Origin of the sequence: Fusobacterium sp. (assembly GCF_029258315.1) — a bacterium.
In the GTDB taxonomy this organism is placed as follows: Bacteria; Fusobacteriota; Fusobacteriia; order Fusobacteriales; family Fusobacteriaceae; genus Fusobacterium_B.
This window is the reverse complement of the sequence record NZ_JARHZE010000054.1, coordinates 1-13,584: the sequence shown is the minus strand read 5'-3', so window position 1 is coordinate 13,584 and position 13,584 is coordinate 1. Positions and strand designations below refer to the sequence as shown.

General features: G+C 27.3%; 11 protein-coding genes. 10 read left to right on the top strand and 1 reads right to left on the bottom strand.

Annotation, left to right across the window (positions count from 1 at the left end; genetic code table 11):
- Window positions 1-866: DHH family phosphoesterase (locus tag Q1J48_RS04125; RefSeq protein ID WP_300361449.1), on the bottom strand; the 866-nt coding region annotated here is incomplete at its 3' end.
- A gap of 211 nt (window positions 867-1,077) precedes the next feature.
- On the opposite strand from Q1J48_RS04125, the gene Q1J48_RS04120 reads away from it, so the two are divergent.
- The 10 genes from Q1J48_RS04120 (at window position 1,078) to Q1J48_RS04075 (ending at window position 13,565) form a co-directional block, all read left to right on the top strand.
- Window positions 1,078-1,713, top strand: coding sequence for a helix-turn-helix transcriptional regulator (locus Q1J48_RS04120; RefSeq protein ID WP_300361447.1), 636 nt, complete (start codon window positions 1,078-1,080; stop codon window positions 1,711-1,713).
- Window positions 1,714-1,806: 93 nt separating this feature from the next.
- Complete coding sequence (nagA, locus tag Q1J48_RS04115; RefSeq protein ID WP_300328119.1) at window positions 1,807-2,964, top strand: N-acetylglucosamine-6-phosphate deacetylase; 1,158 nt, start codon at window positions 1,807-1,809, stop codon at window positions 2,962-2,964.
- Window positions 2,965-3,126: 162 nt separating this feature from the next.
- Window positions 3,127-4,005 carry an RluA family pseudouridine synthase gene (locus tag Q1J48_RS04110; protein WP_300328122.1) on the top strand — a complete coding sequence of 293 codons (879 nt, stop codon included), beginning with the start codon at window positions 3,127-3,129 and terminating at the stop codon, window positions 4,003-4,005.
- Between the two features lie 11 nt (window positions 4,006-4,016).
- Window positions 4,017-4,466 carry a 2-thiouracil desulfurase family protein gene (locus Q1J48_RS04105; protein WP_300328125.1) on the top strand — a complete coding sequence of 150 codons (450 nt, stop codon included), beginning with the start codon at window positions 4,017-4,019 and terminating at the stop codon, window positions 4,464-4,466.
- An 18-nt stretch (window positions 4,467-4,484) separates the two neighbouring features.
- On the top strand, window positions 4,485-6,524 hold the full coding sequence (gene glgB, locus Q1J48_RS04100; protein WP_300361445.1) for a 1,4-alpha-glucan branching protein GlgB: 2,040 nt from the start codon (window positions 4,485-4,487) through the stop codon (window positions 6,522-6,524).
- A gap of 2 nt (window positions 6,525-6,526) precedes the next feature.
- Window positions 6,527-7,669 (top strand): glucose-1-phosphate adenylyltransferase, encoded by a 1,143-nt coding sequence (locus Q1J48_RS04095; protein WP_300328150.1) that lies wholly within the window; start codon window positions 6,527-6,529, stop codon window positions 7,667-7,669.
- 21 nt (window positions 7,670-7,690) lie between these two features.
- Window positions 7,691-8,803, top strand: coding sequence for a glucose-1-phosphate adenylyltransferase subunit GlgD (gene glgD / locus Q1J48_RS04090; RefSeq protein WP_300328131.1), 1,113 nt, complete (start codon window positions 7,691-7,693; stop codon window positions 8,801-8,803).
- Between the two features lie 31 nt (window positions 8,804-8,834).
- The gene (gene glgA, locus Q1J48_RS04085; protein ID WP_300361443.1) at window positions 8,835-10,271 is read left to right on the top strand and encodes a glycogen synthase GlgA; all 1,437 of its coding nucleotides are present in this window, start codon (window positions 8,835-8,837) and stop codon (window positions 10,269-10,271) included.
- A 167-nt stretch (window positions 10,272-10,438) separates the two neighbouring features.
- Window positions 10,439-12,889 carry a glycogen/starch/alpha-glucan phosphorylase gene (locus Q1J48_RS04080; RefSeq protein WP_300328137.1) on the top strand — a complete coding sequence of 817 codons (2,451 nt, stop codon included), beginning with the start codon at window positions 10,439-10,441 and terminating at the stop codon, window positions 12,887-12,889.
- Window positions 12,890-13,280: 391 nt separating this feature from the next.
- Window positions 13,281-13,565 carry a hypothetical protein gene (locus Q1J48_RS04075; RefSeq protein WP_300328140.1) on the top strand — a complete coding sequence of 95 codons (285 nt, stop codon included), beginning with the start codon at window positions 13,281-13,283 and terminating at the stop codon, window positions 13,563-13,565.
- Window positions 13,566-13,584: the final 19 nt, after the last annotated feature.

Sequence of the window (13,584 nt, the reverse complement as noted above, 5' to 3'; positions counted from 1 at the left end):
GTAACAAAGGCTACAATATCAGCCTCATCTTCTTCAAATATATCATAGCTAAATAATGATTGATATTTTTGATCAAAGTCATAGTATATTTTAATAAAGTATCTTCCAAATTTATAATTTAGAGCTTTTTTTCTACTTATTTTACAATAATCCTTATAATCATCCATATAAATTTCGTAAGACATTTCTAATAGATCATTTAATTTAGAAAGATCATTCATATTTTCATTGATTTTTTTATAGAAGAATTTTTTCCCAAGAACTTTTTCCATAGCATTTATACCAAGAGCACCGAAATATTTTTCACTGTCTTCATCTTTATCAAGTTTAGTCCAAGTAAATATATCCCAAAGTTTTACTATCTCTGTAAATTTATAAAAACTTGAATAAAGAGATTCAAATTTTTCATCAAAATTATATTGTTCTTTAAACCATTGTAAAGCTAAAGTTGCACCAGACTCCTCATCACTCCAAATAGTTGAGATATTTTTTAATTTAGTTCTTTTTATCCAAAGCTCAGGATTATTTGTGATATGATGGTCAATAAAAACAATTTGAGTCTTTTCTAAAGTAGCTTGATTCATATTAAGATATTCGACAGAAGGATTAGCTCTATCACAAATAAAAATTTTATCTCCAAATTGGAAAGGAATTAGATTATTTGCAAAGTCTAACATTTTTTCAGTTTCAGTTCCAGTAGGATTAGAAGAAGATAAAACCAACCAGTAAAATTCTTTATTTTCTAATTTCTCAACAGCTCCTTGAACAACAGTTGCTGCTGTAAGTCCATCTGCATCAGAATGAGTAACAATAATTCTTTTAGGTAGATGTTTTTTATTTTTTGTTGACATTTTTAAGATTTCCATTTTTTCTCCATTAATTTATATTAAATATTTTTTAAATTAAAACAACTCCTTATATTATACAATATTTTTGATAAAAAATATAGAAAATAAAAATATTTTTCTTTAATTATTTTAAGTCCTATAAACATATAAATATATTATTTTTATAAAAAATATTTTTTTTTCTATAATTCAATGTTATAATTAAATTAGAAAAAATTAGGAGGAAAAGATGAATAAAAAAGAAACACTTAATTTTCTAAAAAAATTAGCAGAGGGATTAGCTGAAATGTTTGGATCAGATTGTGAAACTGTAATACATGATCTAAGAACAGAGGATGAAATTATAGTGGCAATATATAATGGACATGTTACAGGTAGAAAAGTTGGAGATAAATTAAATCTTTTAGGAGTTTATGAATTAGAAGAGATGGAAAATGGAAAAGATTTTTACAACTGTCTTTGTAAAACACAAGATGGAAGACTTTTAAAATCTACAACAGTTCATTTTAAAACAAAAGATTTTCACTTTGCTTTTGGAATAAATTTTGATTATAGTAAATTTTATGATGTGAGTAAAGTTCTATCTTCATTTATGAAAATAGGTGTAGATGTTACGAAAGTAGTAACAGAAGATCCAAATGAAAAATTATTTGATGAAATTTATTCAGAGGCAGTAAAATATTTTGATAAAAATCCTAAAGTAATGACTAGAGAGGAAAAATTGGAATTTATTAATTATATAAAAGAGCATGGAGGATTTTCATTGAAAAAAAGTGTTGTAAATCTTGCAAAATATTTAGAAGTTAGTAGATATACAATATATAATTATTTTAAAGAACTTGGAATAGATCCAAAACACAAATAGAAAATAAATTTCAAAAGATAATTATTTTTTGAATTTTAAATACAAATATGATATAATAAGTAAAACATAAAATAAGAAATTAGGGAGGATAAAATGGAAAGCTTAGTTTTAAAAAATGGAAAAATAGTTTTAGAAGATAGAGTAATAGATGGAAGTGTTTTAGTTCAAGATGGAATTATAACTAAAATAGTTGAAGATAAATATAAAGAGGAATTAACAGGAGACAAAGTTGTTAATCTAGAAGGAAAAATAGTTATACCTGGATTTGTTGATGTTCATATTCACGGTTGTGATGGAGCAGACTTAATGGATTGTAGTACAGAATCTCTTGAAAAAATGGCTAGATTTGTTGCAACAAGAGGGGTTACTAACTTTTTACCAACAACTTTAACAGCACCAAAAGATGAATTAAAAAGAGCTCTAGCTTGTGCAGGAGAAGTGCAAGATAAAGATATTGAAAATGGAGCAAATATTTTTGGTGTTCATATGGAAGGACCTTATTTTGATGTTGCATTTAAAGGAGCACAAGATGAGAGATATATGGTAAAAGCAACTGTTGAAGAATTAGAAGAATACTTAAATGTAAAAAAAGGTGTTTTAAAAATGATGTCTCTTTCAGCAAGTGATGATAGTTATTTAGAGCCTATTAAATATTTAAGAAAAAATGGAGTTATTTGTTCAATCGGACACTCAAATGGATACTATGAAAATGTAAGAAAAGCAGTTGAGGCTGGAGTTACTCATGCAACTCATACTTTTAATGGAATGAGAGGAATTAATCACAGAGAGTTAGGAATAGCAGGAGGAGTTTTAGTTTCAGATGAAATAAATGCAGAAATTATTTTTGATGGAATTCACGTTCATCCAAAAGCAGTTGAATTATTATTAAGAGCTAAAGGAACAAATAGAGTTACATTAATAACAGATGCTATGTCAGCAACAGGACTTGCTGATGGAGATTATAAATTAGGTAAACTAGATGTTTATGTAAAAGATAATCAAGCTAGATTAAAAAGTACTAATTCACTAGCAGGAAGTGTTCTTACTATGGATAAAGCTTTTAGAAATGTTATGAGCTTAGGATATTCAATTTTTGATGCAGTAAAAATGTCAAGTACAAATGCTTGTAAAGAGTTTGGATTAAATGCAGGTTCAATCCAACTTGGAAAAAGAGGAGACTTTGCTGTATTAGATGGAAATAAAGAAGTAGTAATGACTGTTGTTGGTGGAAAAATAAAATTTGAAAAATAATTAAATAAAAAAAATTAATATAAAGTTATTTTTTACCAAAAATAAAAAATTGGTGAAAAATAACTTTTATTTTTTTAAAAAGTTAAATAAAGGACTTAAAAAAAATAAAAAAATGTGCTAAAATCTATATATGAAGTAAATTTAGAAAAACGGGGGCATAATTTGAAAAATATAAGTTTAAAAGTAAAAACAAGTGATGAATTAATGAAGTTTTTGATAGAAAACTTACCAGGAAAAAATAGAAATAATATAAAATCTCTATTAAAAAATGGTCAGATCTTAGTAAATGGTGTTAGAACTTCTCAATTTAATCATCTTTTATCAGAAGGAGATGAAGTAATTGTATCTGCTTCAAGAATGACAGAGGAAAACTTAAGAGGTATAAAAATAGTTTATGAAGATGAAGATATAATAGCTATTGAAAAACCAGAAGGAATGTTATCAATTGCCACTGATAAAGAAAGAGAAAAGACAGCTTATAATATAGTAAAAGAATATATAAAAGCTAAAAACCCAAATGAAAAACTTTTTATAGTTCATAGACTTGATAGAGGAACTTCAGGGGTAATGATATTTGCAAAAACTGAAGGAATGCAACAAGTACTTCAAACAAATTGGCAAAATTTTGTAAAAGAAAGAAAATATGTGGCAGTTGTTGAAGGAAAAGTTGAGAAAAATAAAGATACAATAGTATCTTACTTAAAAGAGAATAGTGCTATGGTTACTTTCTCAAGTCCAGTTGAGATAGAAGGATCTAAGAAAGCTATAACTCATTATGAAGTTTTAAAAAGAAGTAGAGCTTATTCTTTAGTTGAAGCTGATATTGAAACAGGTAGAAAAAATCAAATCAGAGTACATATGCAAAGTTTAGGGCATAGCATAATAGGGGATAAAAAATATGGAGCCACTACAAATCCATTGAGAAGACTAGGACTTCATGCAAGAACAATAGTTTTTAAACACCCTAGAACAAATAAGATTTTATCTTTTGAAACAAAAATACCAGTAAGATTTTCTGCTATGTTTAAATCAGGAAAATAAAGGAGAAAAAATTGATAGGTGTAAGTAGTTGTCTTTGTGGGATAAATTGTAAATATAACGGAAAGAATAATTTAGAGCCAATATTTTTACAACTTTTAAATGAAGGAAAATTAGTTCCTATTTGTCCAGAACAGCTTGGGGGATTAAAAACTCCGAGAGTTCCAGCAGAGATACAAGAAGATGAAAATAAAAAAAGAAAAGTTATTAATAAAGATGGTATAGATGTTACTTCTGAATATAGTTTAGGAGCAGAGAGAACTTTAGAAATCTTAAAAGCTCTAGATATAAAAAAAGTTATATTTAGAAGAAGAAGTCCCTCTTGTGGTTGCGGAGAGATTTATGATGGAAGTTTTACAGGAACTATTGTAAATGGAAATGGAATCACATCAGAATTACTTTTAAAGAATGGAATAGAAGTAATAACAGATGAGGAGTATATAAAAAAACTAGAAAATAGATAGTTGAAATAGAGGTGAACTATGATTTTTGAGGATATTGAAGAATTTGGGGAAGAGATGCGTTTGTTTCATTCTCAGGTAAATTATAGACTATATTATAGTTTAGGTTGTCATTTAGTTGAGAAGGAAGGAAAAAAAGGGGCTGAATTTAAAGTTTGGGCTCCTAATGCAAAAGATGTTCAATTAGTTGGAAATTTTAATAATTGGGACGGCTCAAAGCATAGAATGTTTTTTAATGGCTATCATGGAGTATGGAGTATATTTGTTCCAAATATAAAAGAGGGGGATATATATAAGTATAAAATAACTTCAAAGAATGATGAAGTTTTTTTAAAAGCTGATCCCTTTGCTTTTTACTCGGAGTTAAGACCAGGTACAGCCTCTATTGTAAAAGATGTTACAAAACCATATAATTGGGAAGATGATGAATGGATAGATAAAAGAGAGAAATGGAATCCCTTTGAAAATCCAATAAATATTTATGAAATACATTTAGGTTCTTGGAAAAGAAAATTAGAGTCAGAGATAAAAAAAATAGATAAACCTGATTTAGAAAAAACTCAACAAGAATTAAAAGATGAAAGTGGATTTTTAGATTATAAGGAAATTTGTGATAAATTGTTGCCATATATTTTAGAAATGGGGTATACTCATATAGAGATAATGCCTCTTTCAGAACATCCACTTGATGGATCTTGGGGATATCAAGCTGTTGGTTATTATTCACTAACAAGTAGATATGGAGATCCAGAAGGATTTAAATATATGGTAAATGAATTTCATAAAGCAGGAATAGGAATTATTCTTGACTGGGTTCCAGGGCATTTTTGTAAAGATGCTCATGGGCTTTTGAAATTTGATGGAACACCACTTTATGAATATCCAGATGAATGGAGAAGTGAAAATAAAGGTTGGGGAACAGCTAACTTTAATTTGGCAAGTCCTGAAGTTAGAAGTTTTTTAATATCCAATGCAGTTTTCTTATTTGATATTTACCATATAGATGGAATTCGGGCAGATGCAGTTTCAAATATTATATATTTAGAGTATGGACAGCCAGAAGTTAGAGGATTAAAAAATAAATATGGAGGAGATGAAGATCTAGAAGCCATAGAATTTTTAAAGCTTTTAAATGAAATAGTCTTTTCCAAATTTAAAAATCCTCTTATGATAGCTGAAGAAGCTACTGCGTGGCCACTTGTTACAAGACCAGCTTATGTTGGTGGATTAGGATTTAACTATAAATGGAATATGGGTTGGATGAATGATATGCTAAAATATATGGAGATGGATCCAATCTATAGACAATATCATCATAATTTAGTTACTTTTTCTTTGATGTATTGTTTTTCAGAAAATTATATATTATCATTATCTCATGATGAAGTTGTACACGGTAAAAAATCTATTCTTGATAAGATGTTTGGAAATTATGAAGATAAATTTGCAAGTCTTAGAATGTTTTTAGGATATATGTTTGGTCACCCAGGAAAGAAATTGAATTTTATGGGAACTGAGATTGGGCAATTTATGGAATGGAGATTCTATGAAGAGCTGGAATGGAAGATGCTTAAATATCCAAAACACGACAGTATAAAAAGATATGTAAAAGATTTGAATAATTTATATAAAAAAGAGAGATCACTTTGGGAACAAGATATTACATCAGATGGATTTAAATGGATAGATCACAGTAATTATCAAGAAAGTATAATATCTTTTGTAAGAAAAGGTAAAGATGAAAAAGATTTCTTATTGTTTGTTTGTAATTTTACCCCAGTACCACATTTTAACTATTTAGTTGGAAGTGAATACTTAGTGGATTATGAAGAAATTTTTAATAGTGATAGAGATATATATTCAGGTACTAATATATTAAATGGTGGAATAATAAAACCAAAATTACAAGATAGAAATGGAATTCCATATTCTATTGAATTAAATATACCACCATTATCAACAATTATATTAAAACCAAAATTTAAAGATGAAAAAAAAGAAACAGAAATAACAATAAAAAAGAAAATAGCAAATTTGGACATAAAAAATAGGAGGGTGTGAGGATTATGAAAAAAGAAATGATAGCTATGATATTAGCAGGAGGTCAAGGTAGTAGACTAAAACTTCTTACTAAAAATATCGCAAAACCAGCAGTTCCTTTTGGTGGAAAATATAGAATTATAGATTTCCCATTAAGTAACTGCACTAACTCAGGAATTGATACAGTTGGTATCCTTGTACAATATAAACCAAAAGCTTTAAATAGTTATATTGGAATTGGAACTTCTTGGGACTTAAACAGAAACTATGGAGGAGTAAGTATTTTACCACCTTATATGCAAGAAGATGGAGGTTGGTGGTATAAAGGTACAGCTAACTCAATTTATCAAAATATAGATTTTATAGATGATTATGATCCAGAGTATGTATTAATTCTTTCAGGAGACCATATTTATAAAATGGATTATAATAAAATGCTTGAGTATCATAAATTAAGAGGAGCAGATGCAACAATAGCAGTTCTTGATGTTTCTTTAGAAGAAGCTAGTAGATTTGGAATTATGAACGTTAAAAATGAAGATGAAATTTATGAGTTTGAAGAAAAACCAGCACAGCCAAAAAGCACTCTAGCTTCAATGGGAATTTATATTTTCAATTGGAAAGTTCTTAAAAAAGCATTGATGGAAGATGAAAAAAATGAAAATTCATCTAATGACTTTGGAAAGGATATTATACCAAAATTATTAGGAGAAGGTAAAAAACTTATAGCTTATCCATTTGAAGGATACTGGAAAGATGTTGGAACAGTTGAAAGCTTATGGGAAGCTAATATGGATTTATTAGGAGAAAAACCAAAATTTGATATTTTTGATAAAAACTGGAGAATTTATTCTAAATCTACTAATAAACCAAGTCAAGTAATTGGAGATAAAGCTATTATAGAAAACTCTCTAATAACAGAGGGATGTGTAATCAATGGAACTGTTGAAAACTCAATATTATTCCAAGGAGTAGTAGTTGAAGAGGGAGCAGTAGTAAAAGATTCTGTTGTTATGTGTGATAGTATAATTAAAAAAGATGGAAGTGTATCAAGAGCTATTTGTGGAAGACATGTAGTAGTTGAAGAAGGTAAAAAAGTAGCTGGAGATAAAGAAATAGCTTTAATAGAAGAAGACAGATTAGTTAATGAAGATGTAACAAAATAATTTTGGGGAGAGTGAGTAAGTATGTTAAATAATTGCTTTGGAATATTAAGTGCAACAGAAAGTAGAGATAATTTAAGAAGACTTGCAGCTCACAGAGCAGTAGCTTCAATTCCTATTGCAGGAAAATATAGAGTTATAGATTTTGGATTATCAAATATGGTAAATTCTGGAATAAAATTAGTTGGAATTTTAACACAAACAGATAGTAGATCTTTAAGAGACCATATTGGAAGTGGAGGAGCTTGGGATTTAAATAGAAGAAACAAAGGGCTTTATATGTTCCATGATAAAAGAAATCAATCTGTAAGTTATGATTTACAAATTTTAAATGATAATAAAGAATTTTTAAGCAGAGTAAAAGAGGAATATGTTGTATTTGCTTCAACATATTTAATAGCTAATGTTGATATAGAAGATGTAGTAAGACAACATCAAAGAACAGGAGCAGTAGTAACACTTGTTTATAAACATACTAATGAAGCTGACAAGAAATATACTGATTGTGGAGTACTTCAAATAAATCCTAATGGAGAAATTTTAAGTGTAGAAAAAAATAAAGGCGTAAATAAAGATGCTAATATATCTATGGAAATATTTGTAATGAAAAAATCTTATTTAGAGTCTTTAATAGATAAAGTTTCTTATGCTGACTATGCTAGAAGTTTAAAATCAGTTATCTATGAAAATTTAGGAAAAATAGATATAAAAGGATATGAGCACAAAGGATATTTAGGTTGTGTAAACTCTCTTTTAACATATTATAATACTAATATGGATATGTTAAATGTAGATATTACAAAAGAATTGTTCTTTAAAGAGGGACGTGCAATTTATAGTAAATCTAAAGATTCAGTTCCAACTAAATATTCAAGAGGATCAAAAGTTAGTAACTCTCTAGTGGCAAATGGTTGTGAAATAGCAGGAACTATAAAAGATAGTATAATATCAAGATCTTCTATAATAGAAGAGGGAGCAGAAGTTGAAAATTGTATAATTTTACAAAACTGTAGAATAAAAACAGGATGTAAAATAAAAAATGTTATTATGGATAAAAATGTTGTCTTAGAAGAGGGTACAGAACTTAGAGGAAGTAATATTTATCCATTAATAATTGAAAAAGAGATGGCTAAGTAATTATTTATTTGTAAAATATGGAGGTGGAGCAATGAAAGTTTTATTTGCAGCATCTGAGGCGGCTCCTTTCTTAAAAACAGGTGGACTTGCTGATGTAGCATATGCATTACCAAAAGCATTAAAAAAAATAGCTGTTGACGTAAGAGTGATTCTTCCAAAATATGGAAAAATATCTGATAAGTTTAAAGATCAAATGAAAAAAGTTGCTGAATTCAAAGTTCAAGTTGGATGGAGAAATCAGTATTGTGGATTAGAAACTTTAGAATATGATGGTATTACTTTTTATTTTGTAGATAATGAATATTATTTTAAAAGAGAAGAACCATATGGACATTTTGATGATGGAGAAATATTTACATTTTTCTCAAGAGCAGTTCTTGAAAGTATAAAATATTTAGAAAATTTTAAACCTGATGTTATTCATTGTAATGACTGGCATACAGGGGTAGTTCCATTATTTCTAAAAACTCATTATGCTTATGATGTGAGATATCAAGGAATAAAAACAGTTTATACTATTCATAATTTAAAATATCAAGGTGTATTTTCAAAAGCTATATTAGGAGAGTTATTAAATCTAGACGATTCTTTCTATGCAGAAGATAAGATTAAATTTTATGATGGAATTTCCTTTATGAAAGCTGGAATAATGTATTCTGACATAGTTAATACAGTAAGTAAATCTTATTCTGAAGAGATAAGAACTCCATATTTTGGAGAAAATCTAGACGGACTTTTAAATGGAGTAAGTTATAAATTATATGGTATTGTAAATGGAATAGATTATGAAGAACATAATCCTTCTACTGACAAGCATATATTTAAGCAATATGATAAAAAAACATTAGATTATAAAGTTGTTAATAAATTAAAATTGCAAGAAGAACTAGGACTTCCTGTAAGAGAGGATGTTCCAATGATTGGACTTGTATCAAGACTTGTTTCTCAAAAAGGTTTGGATTTGATAACAAGAGTTATTGATGATATTTTAAGATTAGATGTTCAATTTGTAGTTGTTGGTACTGGAGATAAATCTTATGAGGATATGTTTAGATACTACAATTATAAATATAAAAATAAAATGTTTGGATATATTGGTTTTGACAGTAAACTAGCAGCACAGGTTTATGCTGGATCTGATATGTTCTTAATGCCTTCTCAATTTGAACCTTGTGGAATTGGTCAATTAATAGCTTTAAGATATGGAACATTACCAATAGTTAGAGAAACTGGAGGACTTAAGGATACAGTAATTCCATATGATAAATATAAGGGAACAGGTAATGGTTTCTCATTTACAAACTATAATGCACATGATATGTTACATGTGATAGAAGAGGCAGTAGAGTTATATAAAGATAAAAAAGTATGGAGAAAATTACAAGAAAATGCTATGGATTCAGAAATAAGTTGGAAAGAGTCAGCTCTTAAATATAAAGAATTATATAGTAAGTTAGGACAAAAATAATTACTTTTTTAACAAAAATTAACCGAAAAATTAATAAAAAAAAATAGTAGTTGAAATTTTATTAAGAACTGTATATAATTTCTATGCAGGTAGAAATTATATTAAAATAAAAGAGGATTTCCCTGTGATAAGCAGGGAAATTTTTTTATAAATTGGGAGGAATGTTAATGATACTTAATAAGACAAAAGAAGAGATAAAAAAAGATTATCTTAAAAGATTAACTTTTACTTTTGCAGAAGATATTGATCAAGCTAGTTTAGATCATAAATATTTTGCACTTGGAAAACTTATAAAAGATTACTTAACAGAAAAATGGTCTGAAACTAATAAAACATATAGAACACATAAAGTAAAACAAACATATTATTTTTCAATGGAGTTTTTAATTGGTAGATTACTTGAGACAAATCTTATCAATTTAGGAATAAGAGATGTTTGCGAAGAAGCATTAAAAGAATTAGGAATAGATTTTAATGAGATTGTATCATATGAAGAAGATGCGGGATTAGGAAATGGTGGACTTGGAAGATTAGCAGCTTGTTTTATAGATTCTATGGCATCTTTATCTCTACCAGCTCATGGAAATGGAATTCGTTTTAAACATGGATTATTTAAACAAAAAATAAAAAATGGTTATCAAGTAGAGCAACTTGATGACTGGTTAAAAAAAGATTTCGTTTGGGAAATAAAAAGAGCAGATAAAAGTGTAGACGTTCGTTTTGGTGGACATGTTTACTTAAAAGAAGAAAATGGAAAATTAATACCAATATATGAAAATCCAGAGATAATTCGTGCAGTACCTTATGATGTACCTGTACCAGGATACCAAACAAACAATGTAAATACATTAAGACTTTGGAGTGCAGATATGCCAGAACAAGATATTGACTTATCTACATTACAAAGAGGAGAGTATTTAAGATATTTAGAGCAGAGATATGCTGTTGAAGAAATATCTCAAGTACTTTATCCAGATGATACTAGTTTTGAAGGAAAAAGATTAAGACTTAAACAAGAATATTTCTTTACAAGTGCTGGTATCCAAAGTATAATAAGAGGGTTTTTAAAATTAGGAGAGCCTATAACAGAAATTCATAACTATGTGGCTATTCATATAAATGACACTCACCCAGCTGTGGCTGTTGCAGAATTTATGAGAATATTATTAGATGATTATGATTTAGATTGGGATACAGCTTGGAGAATAACTATAAAAACTATGGCATATACAAACCATACAATAATGGCAGAAGCTTTAGAAAAATGGAATGTAGATTTATTCCAAAGATTAATTCCAAGAGTGTATATGATAATAGAAGAGATCAATAGAAGATTCTGTAAAGATGTTGCAGAGAGATATTATAATGATTGGAATAAAATAAATAATATGTCAATCATTCAAGACAATAATATAAAAATGGCTAACCTTGCAATAGTAGGTTCTCATTCAATTAACGGGGTTGCTTGGTTACATACAGAGATATTAAAAAATAGAGAATTAAAAGATTTCTATGAAATGTATCCAGAAAGATTTAATAATAAAACAAATGGTATAACTTATAGAAGATGGTTAATTAAAGCTAATCGTCCATTAACAAATTTATTTACAGAGTTATATGGTGGAAATGAAGAATGGGCAAAAGATGTAACTTCTATGACAAAACTATTAGATTATAAAGATGATAAGAAAATTTTAGCTAGACTTGGAAAAATAAAAATGGATAAGAAAATGGAATTAGCTAAATTTATAAAAGACGAATATAATATAGAAATAGATCCAAAATCTATATTTGATGTTCAAGTAAAAAGACTTCATGCTTATAAACGTCAGTTATTAAATCTTTTCCATATAATGTATCTATATAATGAACTAAAAGAAAATCCAAAATTAGATATTGTACCAAGAACTTTCTTCTTTGGAGCAAAAGCTGCCCCAGGATATTCTTTAGCTAAACAGATTATAAAACTTATAAATACTGTTGCTGCAAAAGTAAACAACGATAAATCAATAAATGGAAAAATAAAAGTTATATTCTTAGAAAACTATGGAGTTAGCTTAGCTGAAAAAGTAATTCCTGCCGGAGATGTAAGTGAACAAATATCTACTGCATCAAAAGAAGCATCAGGTACAGGAAATATGAAATTTATGATGAATGGGGCTATTACTTTAGCTACACTTGATGGTGCTAATGTTGAGATAGATCAGGCTGTTGGAAGAGAGAATATAGTTGTATTTGGACTTACATCTCAAGAGGTAATGCATTATAATGCATTTGGTGGATATAATATGAGAGATGTATATGATAATGATCCAAGACTTCAAAAGATTATTGAGCAAATAACAACAGGATATTATGGAGTTGATTCTTCAGAATTCTCTATGATATTGGATGATTTATTTAATAAAAATGACGAATTCTTTGTATTTAAAGATTTTGACGCTTATGTAAAAGCTCAGGAAAAAATTGATAAATTATACAGAGATCAAGAAAAATGGCAAAAAATGTGCTTAGTTAATATAGCTAATTCAGGAATTTTCTCATCTGATAATACTATAAGAAAATATGCTGATGAGATTTGGAATATAAAAGCTTGTGAAGTTCCAACTGTAAAATAATTTAATGATTTTATTTAGAGACTGAGATATTTTTCAGTCTCTTTTATATTTTTAATAAAATTAAAAATTTGTATAATGTTGATTTATTTTATTTTTGTGCTATAATTAAGTTATATTATGTAGATTAGTTAGAGAAAACGGAAAATACTTTAAATTTTTAGAAAATTGTTTAATAATAAATGTTTTTATGAATTTTTTTAGAAAATTAATTAATAAATATAAGGTGTTAGATAAGAAATACAAATAATAAATAAGATGATTATTTAAAAGTGAATTTGATTGTAAAAATTAAAATGAAAAATATTTCTAAATTTAACTAGATTAAATTATATATAGAAAAAAATCCCTAACTTCTATACTTTAAGATTATTAGATATTAAAGGAGATACTAATGACTATATTAGATTTAGAAAAGATACTAAATGATAAAAAAGAGTTTAGAATATTTTATAGAAATAATCAAGACACATTAAGTGCCAATTTAAATGAATTTAAAATAAGAATAATTGATTCTAAATTTTATTATCTTGAATTAAGGGAAGAAAATTTTTTATTTTCTATTTCTTTAGAAAAAGAAGAATTAACAAAAAAATTAGATATATTAGATAAAGCTAATTTGAGAGTTTTCTATTTAAATTTAAAAAATTGTCAAATAACAGTTTATTTAGATAAGTAATCATAAAAAATAATAAAAT

Coding starts and splice junctions, on each gene's coding strand:
- Q1J48_RS04075 (WP_300328140.1), top strand. CDS start 13,281: ATGACTATATTAGATTTAGAAAAGATACTAAATGATAAAAAAGAGTTT.
- nagA (WP_300328119.1), top strand. CDS start 1,807: ATGGAAAGCTTAGTTTTAAAAAATGGAAAAATAGTTTTAGAAGATAGA.
- Q1J48_RS04120 (WP_300361447.1), top strand. CDS start 1,078: ATGAATAAAAAAGAAACACTTAATTTTCTAAAAAAATTAGCAGAGGGA.
- glgA (WP_300361443.1), top strand. CDS start 8,835: ATGAAAGTTTTATTTGCAGCATCTGAGGCGGCTCCTTTCTTAAAAACA.
- Q1J48_RS04080 (WP_300328137.1), top strand. CDS start 10,439: ATGATACTTAATAAGACAAAAGAAGAGATAAAAAAAGATTATCTTAAA.
- glgB (WP_300361445.1), top strand. CDS start 4,485: ATGATTTTTGAGGATATTGAAGAATTTGGGGAAGAGATGCGTTTGTTT.
- glgD (WP_300328131.1), top strand. CDS start 7,691: ATGTTAAATAATTGCTTTGGAATATTAAGTGCAACAGAAAGTAGAGAT.